The organism is Marivita lacus, from assembly GCF_014637725.1.
Classification (GTDB): Bacteria; Pseudomonadota; Alphaproteobacteria; order Rhodobacterales; family Rhodobacteraceae; genus Marivita; species Marivita lacus.
On record NZ_BMFC01000003.1, the window covers coordinates 1 to 20,517 of the forward strand.

A 20,517-nucleotide genomic window follows, 5' to 3' on the forward strand; every position below is an offset into this window, starting at 1 on the left:
TGCGGGCCGACAGCGCGTCGGGGGAAAAGCCCGCGAAGACGATGGAGTGGATGGCCCCGATGCGCGCGCAGGCCAGCATGGCATAGGCGGCCTCGGGGATCATCGGCATGTAGATCACCACGCGGTCGCCGCGCCGCACGCCCAGCGTTTCCAGGATGTTGGCCATCCGGCAGACGCTGCGGTGCAGGTCGCGGTAGGTGATGTGCTTGGCCGGCTCATCGGGATCGTCCGGCTCGAAGATGATCGCGGTCTGGTCGCCGCGCGTCGCCAGATGCCGGTCGACACAGTTGGCGGCGACGTTCAGCGTGCCATCGGCGTACCAGTTGATCTTGACCCGGCCAAGGGTGAAATCCACGTCCTTGATCTGCGTCGGTGCGGTCATCCAGTCCAGACGCTGCGCCGCCTCCGCCCAGAACCCCTCCGGATCGGACACAGACCGCGCATACATCTCCTCGTACCGCGCCGCGTCGATATGGGCGTTGGCGATCATCTCGGCGGATGGCGGATGGGCCTCGGTGGTGCCATTGGTGATGGTTTGATCGTTCATGCAATAAGTCTCCCCTCGCGTCGTCCGATCCCCCTCGGACGTTCCGGCCTGCGATCACGGATGCGTTATCGCGGCTTGAGGGGATCATACGGTAAGCTGAAAACAAATAAATAAGCAAATAAATATCAGTAAGTTAGGTGTAAATATTTTTCAAATCGTAAGGAAAATACGTAAATAAATTTACCCGACGCGACGTAACACCCTAATAACCAAGGCAACTTGGCAACACCGGATTTTTGACCGTTTGCGGTAACCGTGACACGCGGTAGCAGGGCGGTGCGACGCGTTCCGGGTGTGACATATTGAACCGGTATGCCGCTGCATGCCATTTTCCTCTGCCCGAATTTTTGCCACATGCCGAAATCCGCTCACATTCCGGGCGCTGAGTCGGCGGTGACGCCATGCCGGGCTTTGTCGTGGCGCAGCACTTGGCGTAGACTGGGTGAAACACGTGAAGGAGCCTTGATCATCATGCCAGACCTTACCCCGTTGGAACGCCGGATCGCCGTCGGACGCGGCGAAACCCCCGCTGATCTGGTCCTGCGCGGCGCGAGGACGCTCGATTTGGTGACCGGCGATCTTCTCGAGGGAGACATCGCGATTGTCGACGGCATGATCGCGGGCACCTGCGGGCAGTATGAGGCGGCCGAGATCCGCGACATGGCCGGCCTGATCCTCGTGCCCGGGTTCATCGACACGCATCTGCACATCGAAAGCTCGCTGGTGACGCCGTTCGAGTTTGACCGCTGCGTGGCCCCGCACGGCGTCACCACCGCGATCTGCGACCCGCACGAGATCGCCAACGTGATCGGTGCGGACGGCATCCGGTATTTTCAGGAGGCGAGCGCGCACACGCTGATGGACATCCGTGTGCAACTGTCGTCCTGCGTGCCCTCGACCCATATGGAGACCGCCGGGGCCGAACTTCTGGCGGCCGATCTGGCCCCGCTGCGCGGCCATCCCTCGGGCATTGGCCTGGCGGAATTCATGAATTATCCCGGTGTGATCCACCGCGATCCTCGGGTGATGGAAAAACTTCACCTGTTCGAGGGCGGCCATATCGACGGCCATTGTCCGCAGCTGCGCGGCATGGACCTCAACGCCTATATCGCTGCCGGGATTTCGACGGAACACGAGGCGACGACAGCGGAAGAGGCGCGCGAGAAGCTGCAAAAGGGCATGCGCGTGCTGATCCGCGAAGGATCGGTGTCAAAGGATTTGCAGGCGCTGCAACCGCTGTTGAGCGAACGCACCGCGCCCTACATGTGCCTGTGCACCGACGATCGGAACCCCTTGGACATCGCCGAGGAGGGGCATCTGGACCACATGATCCGCACGCTGATCGCGCTCGGGACGCCCCCGCTGGCCGCCTATCGCGCGGCATCCCTGTCTGGGGCCGAGGCGTTCGGGCTCAAGGACCGGGGCCTGATCGCACCTGGCAAGCGCGCGGATATCGTGGCGGTCGGGTCTTTGGAGGATTGTGACGTGCAGACCGTGTTCTGTGCCGGTGTCGAGGCGACGGCCGAGAATTTTACCAAACGGTCAACGATCGCCCCGGTCGGTCGCGGCTCCGTCCATGCGCCGCATCTTGAGCCTGAGGATTTCCGCGCCAAGGCGAACCGGGGCGAGACCGACGTGATCGGCATTGTCGAGGGCAAGATCATCACCGAACATCTGCATGAGGTGATCGCGGTCGAGGATGGCGACAAGCATCCCGATCCCGCGCGCGATCTGATCCGCATCGCGGTGGTCGAACGGCATGGGCGCAACGGGAACATCGCCACGGGGTTCGTGCGCGGCTTTGGCCTGCAGCGTGGGGCCATCGCCTCGACCGTGTGCCACGACCACCACAACATTGCCTGCGTGGGGGTGGATTACGCCGATATGGCGCTGGCGGCAAACCGGCTGACCGAGATCGAGGGCGGGTTCGTCGTGGCCGCCGGGGGCGAGGTGCTGGCCGAACTGGCGCTGCCCTTGGCAGGATTGATGAGCCTTGAGCCCTTTGAAGAGGTGCATGACCGGTTGGTCGACCTGCGCCGCGCCGCGAAGGGTCTGGGCGTCACGCTGAACGAGCCGTTCCTGCAACTCGCGTTCCTTGCGCTGCCGGTCATTCCGGCGCTCAAGATCACCGACCGGGGCATGGTTGATGTCACGAAGTTCGAGATCATCGCCTAGCGCACGGCTTTTGCGAACAGTTCTGCAAGAAGCGGGTTCGGATAACGCCGGTCCAACGTGACCGCGTAGAAGATTTCATGCAGGTCCAGCATCGCCGCCTGCACCAGATCGCCGCGCGCGAGTTCATCCTGCACGACAATGGGCGGCACGACGGCAAGCCCGGTGCCGCGCATGGCCAGAAGGCGGATCATCGCCATGTCATCCACCTCCGCCGCGATCGTGGGCTTGGCGCGCACGCGGGACAGCAGAGTGTCGAAGGCGTTTCGGATCTGGGTGTCGCGGGTGGGCAGGATCAGGGGGTGATCGGCCACCAGGTCTTCGAACGGGCGGTTGCCCTGCACCCGGTCGGGCGTGCCGAACAGGCCCACGGTCTGATCCGCCAGCTTTTGCGTGAGATACGGGCTGATCGCGTCCCGGGCGGGGGGCGTGTTGGTCAGAACCACGTCAAGGTTGAGCGCGTCGAGGGCGGCGTAGAGTTCAGCAGCACTCCCGGAGCGCAGGATCACTTCGACATCCGCGCGGCCAAGGACAGGCTCGAGGAACGTGATCTGGAAGTTGCGCGACAGGGTCGACAGCGCGCCGACCCGCAGTGCACGGGCCGGGCGGGCGGTTTCGCGCAGCGTGTCGAGCAGTTCTTCGCCAGCGGCAAAGATCGTGTCGGCGTGATCCAGTGCGATGCGTCCCGCCTCGGTCAGGTGCAGTGCGCGACCCCGCCGTTCGAACAGGGTCTGGCCGATCCGTTCCTCCAACTGCTTGATTTGTGACGACAAGGCCGATTGCGACAGGTTCAGCCGTTCGGCTGTCCGGGTCAGGTTGCCGTCATGGGCGACGGCCCAGAAGTAGCGCAGGTGGTGATAGTTCAGATCCGACATTCGTTCTGTTTAAGTGAACGATAATTCATGAACAATGTATTTTTATTCATCAAAGCGCCGCGATACCTCCCCCGGCAGGATCACGACCTCAAAAGGAGACCGTATCATGACCCCTGCCTTGCCCCTTCTGGCCCCGGCCTTTTTCGCCCTTGTCGGCATCTTCTACATGAACCGCGACCTGCCGCGCGGATCGGCACTGTTGCGCCTTGGCGAATATGCAGGCTTGGCCGCGATGGTCGTGTCGCTGGCGGCGCTGGGTCTGCTGATCCGGGACGGGTCGGCGACAAGCGCGCTGCTGGGTGCGGCGAACATGGGCTTCTCGGCGCGGATCGACGCGGTGAGCGTCACGATGCTGATGCTGGTGAGCTTTGTCGGCTGGGTCGTCATGCGGTTCGCGGCGACCTACACGGACGGTGAAAAGACCCAGACGCAGTTTCTGGGCTGGCTCAGCCTTGGGCTTGCGTCGGTTCTGTTGCTGGTCACGGCAGGCAACCTGATCCAGCTGATCGTCGGCTGGGGCGCGGTCGGGCTCTGCGTGAACCGTCTGCTCCTGACCTACCCCGAGCGGGCGGCGGCGCAGCGGGCGGCGCGGAAAAAGGCCCTGTGCTCGGCGGCGTCCGACACCGGCCTGATCCTTGGTGCCTTCGCGCTGGCAGCGGCTTATGGCACGGCGGATATCGCCACCATCATCGAGGCGGCCCGGGCAGGCGAAGGTGGTGGAGCGGCGATCCTCGCGGCGGGTCTTCTGGCGATCTCGGCGCTGTTCAAATCGGCGCAGGTGCCGACCCATGGCTGGCTGACCGAAGTGATGGAAGCCCCGACGCCGGTTTCGGCGCTGCTGCACGCGGGCGTGGTGAACGCGGGGGGCTTCCTGCTCATCCGGTTCGCGGACGTGATGCTGCTGGCACCCGGTGTGCTGTCGGTGCTGGTCATGGTCGGCGGCTTCTCGGCGATCTTCGGCGGCCTCGTGATGCTGACGCAACCGTCGGTCAAGACCTCGCTTGCGTGGTCCACCGTGGCGCAGATGGGCTTCATGATCCTGCAATGTGGTCTGGCGCTCTTCCCGCTGGCGCTGCTGCACATCGTGGCGCATTCGCTTTACAAGGCGCATGCCTTCCTGGCCTCGGGTGGTGCGGTGCAACAGGTGGCGTCGATCCGGCGGCCCGGTCCGGTGGCGATACCCAACAGCAAGGCAGTGCTCAAGGCGTTCGCGATCGCACTGGCGATCTACGGTACGCTGGGCCTGCTTCTGGGTATCGACGGCAAGTCGGCGCAGGCCATCGCACTGGGGGCTGTGCTGGTGATGGGCGTGGCCTACCTGCTGGCACAGGGTCTGGCGGATCACGCACCAGAGGTGCTGACGCGGCGCATGGCGGCCTATTCGGTGGCGACCACGCTCAGCTATTTTGCGCTGCAATCCATCGCGATCTGGCTGACCACGGGCGCGCTGCCCGCAACCCCGGCGCCCGGACCGTTGCAATGGGCGCTGATGGTGCTGACGATCATCAGCTTCGGTACCGTGGCCTGGGCGCAGGCGACCTTCCCGAACTGGGCCAGCCATCCGGCGGCGCAGGGCCTGCGGGTGCATCTTTCGAACGGCTTTTACCTCAACGCGGTGTTTGACCGGCTGACCGGCGGCTGGGCCGCGCGGGACCGGTGATGGACAGGACAGGAGATCAAGACATGCTGACAATGGTTGAACGGTTCTCGGGTCCGGCCCTTGAGATCATGGCAGGCGCGCGCAATGCCGCCGCCCATATCCCGCCGCTCTGGTCGCTCGAGGCGACGGTTGCGGTGAACCCCTACGTAGGGCAGGCCGGCGAGCCCTTGCAGATGGCCGCCGCCCGTCTGGCGCGGGTGGCCGGTGTGCGGACGGTGCCCGAGCGGGCGCATTTCAAGGCGAAGTTCGCCGCAAATGGCCTGACACGGGCCGATCTGGAGGCCGGTCTGGCCGAGGTGCCGGAGCTTGGCATTTCGGTCGAGGAATTGATCGCTGCAATGGACAAGCCCGGGCGCGTGCCGGAAACCCTGCCGACACTGGCCGATCTGGCCGAGGAAGTGTCTGACATCAACTGGCCCGACTTCGTGGCCGAACGCATCGGCCATTGGGCGGGTGGGCATTACGACACCGGACAAGCGCTCTGGCCTGCGCCCAAGACGCGGGCGTGGCTGTCGTGGCGGTCCTTCGCGCAGCGCGATCTCACGCCCGAGATTTTCGGCCTGGCCGGGTTTGCCGGCCGCGTTGCATCGATGTCGATGTCGGCGCGGGGGGCCCTGACCAAATGCGCCGAGGAGATGGGGATTACGTCGGCGGCCTGCGAGAGCTATTTCCACACGCTGCTGATGCGGCTCGGTGGCTGGGCGCAGCTTGCCTCTGGCGAGGCGTTCCGCGCCAACCTCAAGGGTGAGGGCAACAACGACATCACCGATCTTTTGACCGCCAAGCTGGTCTTCGAGGCAGCACTTCTGGCGCGTTACAGGGACAAGATCGGGGATCGGTGGAAACAGGTGCTTGCGGCCCATGCGCAACCCATCGAGCCGTCGCAGGACGATCTGATCGACGCGGCGCTTCAGGCGGCGGCGGATCACGGGGCAGCACGGGCGCTGGACGAGACTTTGGCCCTGCCGGGCTCGGCCACGATTGAGGCGCCCAACGTGCAGGCAGCGTTCTGCATCGACGTGCGCTCCGAAGTGTTCCGGCGTGCGCTGGAGGCGTCGGGCGACCGGATCGAGACCATCGGCTTTGCGGGCTTCTTCGGAATCGCAGCCTCGCACCGCGGCTTTGCCTCGGACGTTCTGGAAACGCGCGGTCCGGTGCTGATCAACACCGGTGCGACCTCGGCGGCGACCGATCCGCGGGACAGCGACATGCTGACCCGCGTGGCGAAACGGGTGACCCGGGCCTGGGGCCGGTTCCGGCTGGCGGCGGTTTCGAGCTTTGCCTTCGTGGAGGCGACGGGGCCATTGTACCTCGGCAAGCTGGTGCGGGATTCGCTGGCGCAGAAACACCCGAGCCTTGGCGCGGGTCCGGCACCTGCGCTGTCGGACAGCGTCACGCTGGAGGACCGGATCGGCATGGCGGCGGCGATCCTGTCGGCCATGTCGATGACATCGGGCTTTGGCAAGGTGATCCTGCTTGCGGGGCACGGGGCCGGGGTGGTCAACAACCCCCATGCCAGCGCTCTGCAATGCGGGGCCTGCGGGGGCCATGCGGGCGACGTGAACGCACGGCTTGTGGCGATCCTGCTGAACGAGCCCGAGGTGCGCGCCGGACTGGTGGCCAAAGGCATCGAGGTGCCTGCCGATACGGTATTCCTTGCCGGTCTGCATGACACGGTGACGGATGAGGTGCGGCTTTACGAGGACGATCTGCCTGCCGGGCATGCGCAGTCGGCGGTGATCGCCGGGTTGAAGCAGGCGCTGAAGAGTGCGGCCAACATCACGCGGACAGAGCGGTCCGCGCGGCTGCCGCGCGCGACGGATGCGGCGGCGGTCATGGAGCGGGCAAAGGATTGGTCGGAAACCCGGCCCGAATGGGGTCTTGCGGGCTGTGCGGCCTTTATCGCGGCACCCCGGTCACGGACGGCGGGGCGGAACCTTGACGGGCGGTCCTTCCTGCACAGCTATGACTGGCGGCAGGACAAGGGGTTCGGCGTGCTCGAACTGATCCTGACTGCGCCTGTCGTGGTGGCAAGCTGGATCAGCCTGCAATATTACGGATCGTCCGTGGCACCGGATGCGTTCGGCGCGGGCAACAAGCTGCTGCACAATGTGACCGGCGGGATCGGTGTGGTCGAGGGCAATGGCGGCGTGCTGCGCGGCGGCTTGCCGTGGCAATCGGTGCATGATGGCGAGCGGTTCATGCATGATCCGTTGCGGCTGTCGGTGGCGATCGAGGCACCGCGCGAGGCCATCACCGATATCCTCAAGAGGCATGAGGGCGTTGCGGCGCTGTTCGACAATGGCTGGCTGCGGCTCTTTGCGATGGACGATCAGGGCCGGCTGGGCTGGCGCTATACCGGCAAGGGCCAGTGGGTGTCGGTGCAGGGGGACAAGGCTGCGGCAAGCATCGCTGCCGAGTGATGCAGATTAGGGCTGGGTGATGTTCACCTCGACACCCAGCCCGCGCAGCACCTCCCAGTAGTCGGGGAAGGTCTTGGACACGCAGTCCGGGTCTTCGATGGTGACACCGGGCAGGTGCAGCGCGGCAAGGGCAAAGCTCATGGCGATGCGGTGGTCGGCGTGGCTGTCGATCAGGCTGATGCTGTTGCGCGCCTGTCCGGCCAGTGCGAGGGAACCGTTGACGATCAGGTCATCACCTTCGACCGTTGCGAGACCCTCGTGGATCGCGGTGAGGCCTTTGTGTACCGCGTCAATCCGGTCGCATTCCTTGACGCGCAGGTTCTCGATCCCGGTAAAGCGCACGGGTGTGTGGTTGAACGCGGCCAGCACGGCGAGTGTCGGTATGGCGTCCTGCATCTGTGATCCGTCGATCTCCGCAGGCATCTGCGGGAAGGCTGCAATGATGTCATAGGCCTTGGCGTCGGGCTGGTTCATGTCTTCGGGGGCCACACCGATGTCGATGCGCCCGCCTGTCAGCTTTTCCGCAGCCCAAAGGTAGGTGGCGGCGCTGGCATCGGGTTCGACATGGTAATCGGTCGCGGTGTAGCCGCCGGGCGCGACGATGATTTCACTGTCGGAGGGAAACTCCACCGTCGCACCAAAGGCGCGCATGACGGCGGCGGTGATGTGCAGGTAGCCCACCGCGCCGATCTGGCCGCCGGTGATGGTGATGCGGGTCTCGCCGTCGCCCATCGCCGCCAGCATCATGATGGCCGAGATATACTGGCTGGACAGCTTGCCGCTGACCTCGATCTCGCCGCTTTGGAAGGTGCCGGTGCCCCTGACCGTGACGGGCGGGCAGCCGGTGTCGGAACTGGCATCGACGCCCATCGCCTGCAGCGTGTCGAGCAGCGGTGCGATGGGGCGCTTTTGCATGTGCTCATCGCCGGAGACGATGGTGGTGCCATCGACCAGGGCCACGGCGGCCGTCAGAAAGCGGGTCGCGGTGCCCGCATTTCCGAGGAACAGCGGTTCCTCTGCTGCGTGCAGAGTGCCGGTGCCCGTGACCTCGACCGTGGTTTCGTCGAGTTCGGTGATCCCGACCCCCATCGCGCGCAGGGCCGTCATCATGTAATGCGTGTCGTCGCTGCGCAGGATGCCCGTCAGGCGGCTTGTGCCGCGCGCCATACCGGCCACAAGAAGCGCGCGGTTGGTCACGGATTTGGAGCCGGGCAGGGTGACGCGGCCCACAAGCGGCTGGGTCACAGGGGTGATGCGGGCAACGGGCAAGGACATGGCAGGTCTCCGGTCGGGCTGACAGAAGCGGGTTTAAGCGATTTGCCGCGCGTCGCAATCCGAAAGTCCACCTGCGTGCTGGAGTGTCGGACAGTTCCACGCTGCCGGTGACTGCTGTGCAGGCGCAACCCTCGACATGAGCGGCAAAGACGGGCACATCTTCGGGCAATCCCGGATCACAGGAGCGTCCATGACCCTTTTTGCCTTTGCCACAGTCGACATGATCCGATTTGGACGCGGTGCAGCGGTGCAGGCGGTTCCTGCGCTGGCCGCGTTGGGCGCGCGCGTCTTGCTGGTGACCGGCGCGACCCCGGCGCGGGCGGAGTGGTTGAAGGACGCGCTCGAGTCGGAGGGTGTGGTGGTGACCGTGTTTTCCGTCGCCAAGGAACCGGATGTTGCGCTGATCGAGGCGGGTGTCGCTTTGGCGCGCGAGGCGCAGGTGGCGGCTGTGATCGCGATTGGCGGCGGTGCTGTGCTCGATGCGGGCAAGGCGATTGCCGCGCTTGCCCCAGCGACGCGCCCGATGCTGGATCACCTTGAGGTGGTGGGCAAAGGGCTGCCACTGGACGCGGACCCGCTGCCCTTTGCGGCCCTGCCGACGACCGCCGGAACCGGCGCGGAAGTGACGCGCAACGCGGTGATCGCGGTGCCCGACGCGCAGCGCAAGGTGAGCCTGCGCGATCCGCGCATGTTGCCGGTGCTGGCGATTGTGGACCCGGCCTTGACCGACAATTGCCCGCGCGGGGTGACGCTGGCATCCGGGCTGGATGCGGTCACGCAGGTGATCGAACCCTACCTGTCGTCGCGGGCAAACCTGCTGACCGATGCGCTCTGCCGCGAGGCGATCCCCAAGGGATTGGTGGCGATCCGGCAGATCATGGACGGTGAAGACCCGGACGCGCGGGATGCGCTGGCCTGGGTCAGCCTGTGTGGCGGGCTGGCGCTGGCCAATGCGGGTTTGGGTGTCGTGCACGGTTTGGCCGGGCCGCTGGGCGGGTTGTCGAACGCGGCGCATGGGGCCATTTGCGGCGCGCTCTTGCCGCACGGTTTGCGGGCCAATGCAGGGGCCAGCGATGATCCCGTGCTGGCGGCGCGGATTGCAGAGGTGCAGCGCTGGATCGCGCTTGCGCTGGGCGGTGGGCCTGAAATGGCATTCGACACGCTGCACGGCTGGTCGCGCGCGGCGGGTCTGCCGGGGCTGGATGCTCAGGGGATCAGCGATGCGGCGCGGGCCAAGGCGGCGCAGGACGCGGTGAATTCATCTTCGATGAAGGCGAATCCCGTGGCGCTGAGCGAGGCGCAACTTTTGGACCTGATGGAGCAGGCGCGATGACCGAGCACACCACCACCCATGATGCCGAGGAAGACGCGCGCAACCGCGATATCCTCATCTACATCAACGGGGAACTGTACCCGCGCGACGAGGCCAAGGTGTCGGTCTACGATTCAGGCTTCCTGCTGGGCGATGGCATGTGGGAGGGGATGCGGCTTCATGATGGGCATTGGGCGTTTTTCGACGATCACATGGACCGGTTTTTCGACAGCTGCTACGCGGTGGGACTTGATGTGGGCATGGACCGCGCCGGGATCGCCGACGCGCTGCGCCTGACGGCCGAGGCGAATGGCATGACCAGCGATGTGCATTGCCGCCTGATGCTGACGCGCGGCACCAAGGTGAAGCCGTTCCAGCATCCGAGCCTGTCGCGCTCGGGGCCGACTCTGGTGATCATCATGGAGCATTCCAAACCCGCCGAGGCGCTGCAGGCGCAGGGCATCCGCCTTGCCTCGGTGCCGCAGGTGCGCGGCTTGCCGCACAGCCAGGACGCCAAGTTCAACAGCCATTCCAAGCTGAACTGTGTGATCGCCTGTCTTCAGGCCGAGGCGGCGGGGGCGGACGAAGCGCTGATGCTCGATCCGCACGGGTTTGTGAACACCACAAATGCCTGCAACTTCTTCATCATCCGCAAGGGCGAGGTTTGGACCTCGACCGGGGATTACTGCATGAACGGGGTGACGCGGGCCAAGGTGATCGAGCTGTGTCGGGACAACGGGATTCCGGTGTTCGAAAAGAACTATTCGCTTTACGAGGCCTATTCCGCGGATGAGGCGTTCCTGACCGGCACGTTCGGGGCGCAGACACCGGTGGCGTCGATCGACGGCAAGGCGATCGGGACGGGCGACAGGCTGCTGACCCAGCACATCCGCGCGCTTTACAAACAGGCGATTGCCAGGGACATCGCGGTGCGACAGGCCGGTTAGGTGGCCCTAGCCGATGGCGTAGAGATCGACCTGAACGCTGGCTTGATTGCGCGCGCCGACACCCACGAACAGCGTCCGGTTGACCCAGTCATAGCGCCCATCGCCGGTTTCCAGCCGCGCATGGGTGCGCATGTAATAGGACGCGGGATCAACCGTTTCGCCGCGTGCGACGGCCTCCAGCACCTCTTTCGGGCCATGCCGGTAGCCGTAGTTGACGATCTCGATGGTCGCGCCATCGTCGGTTTCCATGGCATAGCGGGTGTCGAGTTCGGCCAGCCCGTCGGCAAAGATCGTCTGCCAGTCGGCCCCGACATTCAGGATGCGACCGCTCAGGCGGGGGCCGGTGACGGTGCCGCCGACAATGGGTATGATGCGCCGTGCGCCTGCGCGCCCCGACCCCATCTCGCGGATCGGGTCGAGCGTCACGGTCAGGGTGCAGACATGGTCGAGGTCTGGCCGGGGGAGTCTCATGACGATCCTTTCAGGGATAAACTGTTTACTAGAATAACAATATGGGATAACGCTCTCATGGACAACAGGAGATGACGCATGGCATCGCTGCGCAACACAGAACGGCAGACCGATGATGAGACCCTTGTGGAAACACCGGATCTCGAAGAGTTCATCGGCTACAATCTCAAACGCGCATATGTGATCGTTCAGGCTGATTTCCGGCGGGCGCTGGGTGAAGACGGGTTCGCGCCGCGGGTGTTTTCCGCATTGTCGCTGGTCGTGCAATACCCCAACGTGACGCAAAGCGGGCTGGCCCGGATGTTGGGCATCGAACGCTCGGGGCTGGTGGCGATTGTCGACGAATTGGAAAGGCGGGGGCTGCTCAAGCGGACCCATGTGCCGGGTGATCGCCGTGTGCAGGCGCTGGTGCCGACCGACAAGGGTGCCAAGGCCTATGCCGAGGCGCGCGCTGCGGTGCGGGCGCATGAGGACGCGCTATTTGCAGACCTGAGCGGCGACGAAAAGGCGACCCTGATCGGGTTGCTGGCCAAGATACGCGCGCACGAGGGCTGATCATGCAGACCTGGGCCGGATGCGGAGCGATTGTCACGGGTGGCGCATCCGGTCTGGGGGCTGCCACGGCGCGGCGTCTGGCGGATGACGGGCTGAAGGTCACGCTGTTCGACATGAATGCCGATCTGGGGGCGTCACATGCTGCCGCTATCGGCGGGACGTTTGCGCATGTCGATGTGGGCGACCCGGCCTCGGTTGCTGCCGGGCTCGAGGTGGCGGTTGCCGCGCATGGAACACCGCGCGTGCTGGTGAACTGCGCAGGGATAGGCGGTGCGGCCAAGACCGTGTCGCGGGGGCAGGCGCATGATCCGGCACTGTTCGAGCGCACGATCCGCGTGAACCTCATGGGCAGCTTCAACTGCGCCAGCCAGGTGGCGGCGCTGATGGTGGCGGCGGACCCTGTGGATAGGGATGGCGCGCGCGGCGTGATCGTCAACACCGCCTCTGTCGCGGCCTTTGACGGGCAGGTGGGGCAATTGGCCTATGCGGCGTCGAAAGGCGGCATCGTGGCGATGACCCTGCCGATGGCGCGCGATCTGGCCGACAAGGGCGTGCGGGTCTGCACCGTGGCACCGGGCCTGTTCCTGACTCCGTTGCTGCACGAATTGCCAGACGAGGTACAGGCGTCGCTGGGCGCACAGGTGCCGTTTCCGTCGCGGCTGGGCGATCCGGCGGAATATGCAGCACTGGTGTCGCATGTCACGCAGAACGCGATGCTGAACGGCGAAGTGATCCGACTTGACGGCGCGATCCGCATGGCTCCGCGCTGACGGTTTCCAGGGGGAGGGGACCATGAACATCACCACAGATTTGACCGAGGCCGATTTCTGGCAACCGGAATTCGACATCGAGACCCGTGCCGACGGCACCATCCTCATGCGGCAGAAAGGCGATCTGACCGGTTATCTGCCGACGCTTGCCGATTATCTCGACAAATGGGCCGACCAGACGCCGGACCAGCCTTGGATCGCGCGGCGTGGAGCGGACGGGGAGTGGGTCAGGGTCACCTATGGCGCGGCCCGCGATCAGGCGCGGTGCATCGGCGGCGCGCTTCTGGCGCTGGGTCTGGGGCCGGATCGGCCACTGTTGATCCTCTCCGAGAACAGTCTGGAACATGCGCTGCTGGGCGCTGCCTGTTTCTATGTCGGCATTCCCTATGCGCCGGTGTCCCCGGCCTATTCGCTTGTCTCGCAAGACCACGGCAAGCTGCGCGACATCGCGGCGAACCTGAACCCCGGCGCGGTGTTCGCGGATCGCGGAACGCCTTTTGCAGCGGCTTTCGATGCCATCGCCGCCGAGGAGCGGCACGTGCTGACTCTGCGCGATCCAGTGGCGGGGTCCATTGCCTTTGAGGATCTGCTGCAAGGCGATCCTCTGGTGGCAGACACCGCGCGGCTGGACGTGGACGAGGACACGGTGGTGAAATACCTGTTCACCTCCGGATCGACCGGGTCGCCCAAGGCGGTGATCAACACCAACGGCATGATCTGCGCGATGGAGGCGATGGTGCGCGATTGCTACCGCTTCGTCGCCAGAACGCCGCCCGTGGTGCTGGACTGGGCGCCGTGGAACCACACGGCGGCGGGCAACAAGGTGTCCTATCTCGTGCTGACCAATGGCGGCACCTATTACATCGACGATGGCAAACCCGCGCCGGGCAAGTTCGACGAGACACTGCGCAACCTGCGCGACATCTCGTGTACCTGGTATTTCAACGTGCCGATCGGCTGGGACATGCTGGTGGAAAAGCTTGAGCAGGACGCGGAACTGGCCCAGGTTTTCTTCAAGGATCTCAAGATGATGTTCTATGCCGGGGCAGGCATGGCGCAACACACGTGGGACCGTTTGCGCGCCATCGGGCGCAAGACGACAGGGCGCGAGGTGCTGCTGTCCACATCGCTTGGCGCAACCGAGACCGCGCCCTTTGCGCTGTCCTGCACCGAAGTTCAGGAAAAGTCGGGCAACGTGGGTGTGCCGGCCAAAGGGTTGTCGATGAAGCTGGTGCCCAATGGCGGCAAGTTGGAGTTGCGTCTGAAGGGGCCGACCATAACGCCGGGGTACTACGGTGATCCTGAGAAGACCCGGCAGGCCTTCGACGAGGATGGCTATTACTGCATGGGCGACGCGCTGCGCCCTGCCGATCCAGACGATCTTGCGCGGGGGTTCTTCTTTGACGGGCGCGTGGCCGAGAACTTCAAACTGAACACCGGGACATGGGTTGCCGTCGGATCGGTCCGCGCGGCGCTGGTCGATGCGATGGACGGGGTGATCCGCGACGCTGTGATTACTGGCGAGAACGAAGCCCAGTTGGGCGCGCTGGTGATCCTGTCGGATCGGGCAGCCGGACTGACGCCCGAGGATCTGAACGCGGTCCTGACCGAAAAGCTGACGCTTGCGGCCAAGGCGGCAACGGGGTCGGCGAGCCGTGTCCGGCGCATCCTCGTGCTGACCGAGCCGCCCAGTTTTGATCGTGGCGAGATCACCGAGAAGGGGTCGCTGAACCAGCGGGCGATGCGCGCCAACAATGCAGAAGCCGTGCGCCTCTTGCATGAAGGTGGTCCCGGAGTGATCGCGGTCTGAGCGCCGCCGTCAGTCCGGGCGTCCCGCGGGTGTGAGGCTGTCGAAACGGGTGCCGGTGGCGGCTTCGTAGTCCGCCTCGTCCCAGAAGCCGATGAGGATGCCCACCTCGGCAGCGATCTTCTGACCGGCCAGAACCTGCGGTGTTGCGGTGATGCGGGTGTGATGCCGCGTCGCCCAGTCGAGCAGGGCGGCCTCCATCCGGCGTCGGACCGCCTCGTGTTCCGGCAGATTTGAGGCACCAAGATCGGTCAGTTCCTGCGGGTCGGTGTCCAGATCGAACAGGATCGGCCGGAAGGTTTCGCACCGGATATATTTCCAGCGCCCGTCAAAGATCATCGTGGTATGCGCGTCTTCCTGCGGGACACCCAGCGCCTGCGCCATTTCCGACCAGTGGTAATCATGTTCGCTGATCGTGTAGCGGCGGGCGAATCCGTTGGTGCCATGCAGGATCGGCGTCAGGTCGCGCCCTTCGAGGATATGGGGTTTCGGTGGCGCACCGATAGCTGACAGGAAGGTCGGTGCAAGGTCGATCATCTCGACCAGCGCATCGGAGACCATGCCGCGCGTGCTGTCGGCTTCGGGGCGGGGATCGTGCAGGATCAGCGGCACCTTGACCGCAACCTCGTGGTAGAAATCCTTGTCGCCCATCCAGTGATCGCCCATGTAATCGCCGTGATCCGACGTGAAGGCGACGAGGGTGGTCTGGCTAAGCCCGGTGTCGTCCATCCATTTGAACAGACGACCCAGATTGTCGTCCAGCTGCTTGATCAGCCCCATATAGGCCGGGATCACGTGTTGGCGGACATGGTCGCGCGAAAAGCTGCGGCACACGCGGGCATCAAGATAGGCGCTCATCAAAGGGTGATCCGTGGCGCGTTCGGCATCAGAGCGGATCGGGTCGACGATGTGCCGTTCGTCATACATGTCGTGATAGGGGGTGGGCACGATATAGGGCCAATGCGGCTTGATATAGCTGAGGTGACAGACCCAGGGCCGGCCATCCGCCTGCGCCTCCTGCATGAAATCCATTGCGCGGTTGGTCATGTAGGCGGTTTCGGAATGTTCCTCGGGTACGTTGGCGGCAAGGCGCGAGTTCTTCAGCAGCCAAGCCGAAAGCAGCTCTCCGTTCGGGTCAAGGCCGGAATTGGCGAAATCCTCCCACGGGTTGTCGGAGGAGAAGCCATGCGCGACGAGGTAATCGTCATAGGCTGACCAGTTCTGTCGGGCGCTATCGGGGTGCAGGCCGTCATCGCGCTCAAAAGCCTCGAACCCGCATTCGGCGCGGCGCACGCCGATCTCGCTTTTGGGGTCGATTCCCAGCCATGCCATGCCTTCGGCGTCGGCCACCATGTGGGTCTTGCCGACAAGCACGGCGCGGGCTCCGATGTCGCGCAGGTGATCGCCCAGCGTGGGCTCCCCGATCCGCAGCGGCATGCCGTTCCAGGTCGATCCGTGGCTGCGCACATAGCGCCCGGTATAGGCCGACATGCGCGACGGGCCGCAAACCGGTGATTGCGCATAGGCGTTGGTAAAGCGCACCCCGCGCTGGGCGAGGGCGTCGATATGCGGCGTGTGCAGATGCGGATGGCCATAGCAGCTCAGGTAATCAAAGCGCAGCTGGTCGGCCATGATCCACAGGATATTGGGACGGTCGGACATGGGCTGGGCCTCCTGAGGGCTGATGTTGCCAAAGGTGTGCCGCAGCGCGCCGAGCCTGTCCAGAGTTCGGGGCTTTCCCGCGCCGTCACGACAGCGCGGAGCAGGGGCGCATCACAGCGCGTCGATCACCCAGACCAGCCAGAGCGTGATCGGCGGGAAGGCGGCAAGGATCACCACGCGCACTATGTCGGTCAGCACGAAGGGCAGCGCCCCCTTGTAGGTCTGGCCGATGGGCGTGTCCTTGTCCATCGAGTTGATGATGAACAGGTTCATCCCCACAGGTGGCGTGATCAGGCCGACCTCCACGACGATCAGGATGAGGATGCCGAACCACAGGCCGAAATCATTTGGGCTCATGCCGAAATCGAGCACCGACATGATCGGGAAGATGATCGGTACGGTCAGCAGGACCATCGACAGGCTGTCCATCACGCAGCCGAAGAGCAGGTACATCAGCAGCACCAGCGTCAGCACGAACCACGGCGAGAAGCCCTGATCTCCGACCCAGACCGAGGCGGTCTGCGGTAATTGTGTGAGTGACAGGAAGTTGTTGTAGATGCCAGCGCCAAGGATGATGAGAAAGATCATCGCCGATGAGGCTGCTGTCGACAGGATCGCCTGATTGAGCTTGCCCCAAGTCATCTGCCCAGATGCAAACGCGACCAGCCCGGTGCCTGCGGCGCCGACGGCTGCGGCTTCGGTCGGGGTGAAGATGCCCGCGTAGATGCCTCCCACGACCGTGACGAAGATCCCGATCACCGGCCAGACCTGACCCAGCGCGGTCATCCGCTGGCCCCACGGCACCCGGTCCTTGACGGCGGCGCTGTTGGGCGACCAGTGGACCCAGACGGAAATGGCGATCATGTAGCCGATGGCAGCAAGGATGCCGGGGATCAGGGCGGCGACAAACAGCTTTTCGATATTCTGCTCGGCAAGGATCGCATAAATCACGAGGATCACCGAAGGCGGGATCAGGATGCCAAGCGTGCCGCCGGCGGCCAGCGCGCCGGTTGCCAGCGATCCGGGATAGCCATAGCGGCGCAGTTCCGGCAACGCGACCTGTCCCATCGTGGCGGCGGTCGCCAGCGACGATCCGCAGATCGCGCCGAACCCGGCACAAGCCCCCACGGCGGACATGGCGACACCGCCCTTGCGATGACCAAGGAAGCTTTCGGCGGCACGGAACAACGCGGCGGACATGCCCGACAGCGTGGCGAACTGGCCCATCAGCAGGAAGAGCGGGATGATGGAAAACGAATAGTTCGAGAACGTGCCATAGGTCAGCGTCTTGAGCTGGTTCATCGTCATCATCGACGTGCCGATCACCAGATACGTGCCCGCGACGCCGATCCCGATCATCGCCAAAGCGATGGGGGCGCGCAGAAACACGAGCACCAGCAGGACCGGGAAGGACCACAGGGCGAGTTCGATGTTGGTCATGTTATTCGGTTCCTAGTCCGGGAGCCCGGCAATGCGCCGGCCCGACCGCAGCACGCAGAACGCGGCCACGAGAATGAAGCCCGCCGCGCCCACAAGGCTGGCGGCATAGCCCTGCCAGACGGGGATCTGCGCGATCAGGGTGGTTTCGCCAAAGGACAGCTTGTCCTGCATGCCGAGATACAGCCGCCATGTCCCGACAGCGGCCACGACCAGCATCGCCAGGTTGAACAGCAGGTCCAGAACGCGGTCCATGGTTCTTGGCATCATGGGCTGGAACAGGTCCACCCGCGCATGGGCCTCGGTGAACTGCGCCCAGGGCAGGAAGGCAAAGATCGCGGCGGCCATGCCGATTTCGGTCATGTCGTAGATGCCACGGATCGGGCCGATACCAAGATCGAAGGTCACCAGCGCGCGCCCGGCGATCGACACGCAGGTGAGCACGATGATGCACAGCAGCACGGCACCGCCCACGATGGCAAGCACCCGCGCAACAAGCTCGACGAGGATCTGTAAACGCCTGTACATTCCGACCTCCTGTCAAACGGGGGCCGCGTTGGGCGGCCCGCCGTTGTCAGCTTTTTTGCCTGAATTAGCCGCCGTGCTTGGCGATCAGCGACTTGGCTTCTTCGATCAGCGCCGCGCCGTCGATTCCCTTGGAATCCATGTCGGCGATCCAGCGGTCGATGACGGGCTGCGACGCCGCTTTCCAGCGGGCGACCTCGGCTTCGTCAAGCTGGGTGATCGTGTTGCCCGCGTTCACCGCGATCTCGCGGGCGGGGGCGTCCATGTCCCACATGACCTGGGTGGCGAAGGCCGACAGCTTGGCGCCCGATTCCGCGTCGATGATCGCGCGCAGATCGTCCGGCAGGGCCTCGTACTTGGCCTTGTTCATCACCAGAACGATTGCGGCGGTATAGAGCGATTCGTTGCCCGAGAATTCGGTGTGGTTGCTGACCAGTTCCGACAGGCGGATGGACGATGTCACTTCCCACGGGATCACCGTGGCCTTGACGACGCCCTTGGACAGCGCCTCGGGGATCGCCGGGAGCGGCATGCCAACGGGTTCTGCGCCCAGTTCGGACAGCAGGTCGTTGATGATGCGGGTCGGACCGCGCAGCGTCAGGCCCTTCATGTCCTCGAGGCTGGTCACGCCATCCGCCGAGTGGATCAGGCCGGGGCCGTGTACCCATGCGCCCAGAACCTTCACATCGCTGTATTCGTTGCTCTGGAAATCGGCTTCGACCATTTCCCAATAGGCTTTGGCGGTCGCGACCGGGTTGGTCATCATGAAGGGCAGCTCGAACACCTCTGTGCGCGGGAAGCGGCCGGGTGTGTAGCCGACGACTGTCATGGACAGATCGACCACGCCATCGCGCGCCTGGTCGAACAGTTCGGGTGGGCGTCCGCCCAGCGACATTGCGTCGAAATGTTCGATCTTGATGCGCCCGCCGGAGGCTTCCTCGACCTGAGTGGCCCAGGGCTTCAGGATCATCGCCGGAACCGGTGCGGGCGGCGGCAGGAACTGGTGCAGGCGCAGTGTGACGTCCTGCGCATAGGCTGCGCTGGACACGGCCATGGCTGTTGCGGCACCAATCAGGGCACCTTTCACAAAACTTCTTCTTTTCATTGGTAATCCTCCCAGATTTTTCATGTTTGACCGTCTAGCGTTCAGAACATCCCGCACATCTGATATGTTCGTGCAGGGAACGGAATGTCTCCACTGGTCAGGTGGTGGTAAGAAACGTGCATTTCAGATGTCTGTCCTCTGCATGTCTCGATTTTCGAAAAGCTTCCTTGCGCTCACTTTCTGAAGTTGGGTTCGCGTTTTTCCAGAAAGGCGCGCAGGCCTTCCCTGGCACCTTCGGATGTCTGGCACATGGCGGCGGCAAGGCTTTCGGTAAACAGGCCATCCGACCGCGACATGTCCCCGATCCGGGCCAGCGCGTTGATCATCAGGTAATTCGAGAACGGCGCATTGTCGGCGATCTTGCGCGCCAGGTCATGTGCCATTGGCAGGCCCTCGCCTTCGGCCACCGAATAATGCGCAAGGCCGAGCGACAGCGCGTCGTCCGCACCGTAATTGCGCCCGGTCAGCATCATCTCGCGCATGCGGTCCGGCCCGATGATGCGGCCTACGCGCACGGTTGCGCCGCCACCCACAAAGATGCCGCGCCGCCCCTCGGGCAGTTGGAACCGGGCGCTGGGTTCGGCGATCCGCACATGGGTCGCGGCTGCGATCTCAAGCCCGCCGCCGATCACCGCGCCGGTCAGCACGGAAATCACCGGCAGCCCGCCGAATTCGATCAGTTCGGACACGCGGTGCCAGTTGCGGGAATGGTATACGCCTTCGACAGGGGCGCGATGTTCGTGTTCCGCCAGATCGAGACCGGAGCAGAAATGCCCACCTTCGCCGCGCAGGATCACCGCGCTTACGCCTTCGGGCGGATGGGAAAAGAACTGGTCCAGATCGTCGATCAGCGCATCATTCATCGCGTTGCGCTTTTCGGGGCGGTCAAAGATCAGCGTGGCGATATCGCCGTCGATCTCGACGCGTGTGACGGCACCTGGACGTGTCGCTCCATCGTGCATGGTGTTCTCCCC

The 20,517-nt window shown here is 64.4% G+C and carries 17 protein-coding genes; 8 read left to right on the top strand and 9 right to left on the bottom strand.

The window, feature by feature from the left end; genetic code table 11:
- The coding region (locus IEV82_RS07670; protein ID WP_188481438.1) for an AMP-binding protein at positions 1-547 on the bottom strand (547 nt) is incomplete at its 3' end.
- Between the two features lie 471 nt (positions 548-1,018).
- On the opposite strand from IEV82_RS07670, the gene ade reads away from it, so the two are divergent.
- On the top strand, positions 1,019-2,722 hold the full coding sequence (gene ade, locus IEV82_RS07675; RefSeq protein ID WP_188481439.1) for an adenine deaminase: 1,704 nt from the start codon (positions 1,019-1,021) through the stop codon (positions 2,720-2,722).
- Here ade and IEV82_RS07680 read toward each other — a convergent pair.
- On the bottom strand, positions 2,719-3,594 hold the full coding sequence (locus IEV82_RS07680; protein WP_188481440.1) for a LysR family transcriptional regulator: 876 nt from the start codon (positions 3,592-3,594) through the stop codon (positions 2,719-2,721). The two genes, ade and IEV82_RS07680, sit on opposite strands and share 4 nt — an antisense overlap.
- Before the next feature lie 106 nt (positions 3,595-3,700).
- Here IEV82_RS07680 and IEV82_RS07685 point away from each other — a divergent pair, with 106 nt between their 5' ends.
- Positions 3,701-5,254: a proton-conducting transporter transmembrane domain-containing protein gene (locus tag IEV82_RS07685; RefSeq protein ID WP_188481441.1), complete on the top strand. Its 1,554-nt coding sequence runs from the start codon at positions 3,701-3,703 to the stop codon at positions 5,252-5,254.
- 23 nt (positions 5,255-5,277) lie between these two features.
- Positions 5,278-7,677, top strand: a complete 2,400-nt coding sequence (locus IEV82_RS07690; protein ID WP_373285189.1) for a YbcC family protein — start codon at positions 5,278-5,280, stop codon at positions 7,675-7,677.
- Between the two features lie 6 nt (positions 7,678-7,683).
- On the opposite strand, the gene aroA is transcribed toward IEV82_RS07690, so the two are convergent.
- Complete coding sequence (aroA, locus tag IEV82_RS07695) at positions 7,684-8,952, bottom strand: 3-phosphoshikimate 1-carboxyvinyltransferase (RefSeq protein ID WP_188481442.1); 1,269 nt, start codon at positions 8,950-8,952, stop codon at positions 7,684-7,686.
- A gap of 190 nt (positions 8,953-9,142) precedes the next feature.
- On the opposite strand from aroA, the gene IEV82_RS07700 reads away from it, so the two are divergent.
- The gene (locus IEV82_RS07700; RefSeq protein ID WP_188481443.1) at positions 9,143-10,285 is read left to right on the top strand and encodes an iron-containing alcohol dehydrogenase; all 1,143 of its coding nucleotides are present in this window, start codon (positions 9,143-9,145) and stop codon (positions 10,283-10,285) included.
- The gene (locus tag IEV82_RS07705) at positions 10,282-11,211 is read left to right on the top strand and encodes an aminotransferase class IV (RefSeq protein ID WP_188481444.1); all 930 of its coding nucleotides are present in this window, start codon (positions 10,282-10,284) and stop codon (positions 11,209-11,211) included. Before IEV82_RS07700 ends, IEV82_RS07705 begins: the two co-directional genes overlap by 4 nt.
- A 6-nt stretch (positions 11,212-11,217) precedes the next feature.
- Here IEV82_RS07705 and IEV82_RS07710 read toward each other — a convergent pair whose 3' ends face one another.
- The gene (locus IEV82_RS07710) at positions 11,218-11,682 is read right to left on the bottom strand and encodes a DUF3237 domain-containing protein (protein WP_188481445.1); all 465 of its coding nucleotides are present in this window, start codon (positions 11,680-11,682) and stop codon (positions 11,218-11,220) included.
- Positions 11,683-11,760: 78 nt separating this feature from the next.
- Between IEV82_RS07710 and IEV82_RS07715 the strand changes: the two genes are divergently transcribed.
- From IEV82_RS07715 to IEV82_RS07725, 3 genes are read left to right on the top strand one after another with little or no spacing between them, the layout of a single operon-like run.
- Complete coding sequence (locus IEV82_RS07715; protein ID WP_188481446.1) at positions 11,761-12,237, top strand: MarR family winged helix-turn-helix transcriptional regulator; 477 nt, start codon at positions 11,761-11,763, stop codon at positions 12,235-12,237.
- Positions 12,238-12,239: 2 nt separating this feature from the next.
- Positions 12,240-13,007, top strand: coding sequence for an SDR family NAD(P)-dependent oxidoreductase (locus IEV82_RS07720; protein WP_188481447.1), 768 nt, complete (start codon positions 12,240-12,242; stop codon positions 13,005-13,007).
- 22 nt (positions 13,008-13,029) lie between these two features.
- The gene (locus tag IEV82_RS07725) at positions 13,030-14,817 is read left to right on the top strand and encodes a feruloyl-CoA synthase (RefSeq protein ID WP_188481448.1); all 1,788 of its coding nucleotides are present in this window, start codon (positions 13,030-13,032) and stop codon (positions 14,815-14,817) included.
- A 9-nt stretch (positions 14,818-14,826) separates the two neighbouring features.
- Here IEV82_RS07725 and IEV82_RS07730 read toward each other — a convergent pair whose 3' ends face one another.
- The 5 genes from IEV82_RS07730 to IEV82_RS07750 all read right to left on the bottom strand — a co-directional run bounded on the left by IEV82_RS07730 (position 14,827) and on the right by IEV82_RS07750 (position 20,505).
- Complete coding sequence (locus IEV82_RS07730; protein WP_188481449.1) at positions 14,827-16,476, bottom strand: sulfatase-like hydrolase/transferase; 1,650 nt, start codon at positions 16,474-16,476, stop codon at positions 14,827-14,829.
- Positions 16,477-16,587: 111 nt separating this feature from the next.
- Positions 16,588-17,916 carry a TRAP transporter large permease gene (locus tag IEV82_RS07735; RefSeq protein WP_188481450.1) on the bottom strand — a complete coding sequence of 443 codons (1,329 nt, stop codon included), beginning with the start codon at positions 17,914-17,916 and terminating at the stop codon, positions 16,588-16,590.
- Between the two features lie 12 nt (positions 17,917-17,928).
- The gene (locus IEV82_RS07740; protein ID WP_188481451.1) at positions 17,929-18,441 is read right to left on the bottom strand and encodes a TRAP transporter small permease; all 513 of its coding nucleotides are present in this window, start codon (positions 18,439-18,441) and stop codon (positions 17,929-17,931) included.
- A 64-nt stretch (positions 18,442-18,505) separates the two neighbouring features.
- Positions 18,506-19,543, bottom strand: coding sequence for a TRAP transporter substrate-binding protein (locus tag IEV82_RS07745; protein WP_188481452.1), 1,038 nt, complete (start codon positions 19,541-19,543; stop codon positions 18,506-18,508).
- Between the two features lie 173 nt (positions 19,544-19,716).
- Entirely contained in the window at positions 19,717-20,505 is a 789-nt protein-coding gene (locus IEV82_RS07750; protein WP_188481453.1) for a crotonase/enoyl-CoA hydratase family protein, read from the bottom strand.
- Between the last annotated feature and the right edge of the window lie 12 nt (positions 20,506-20,517).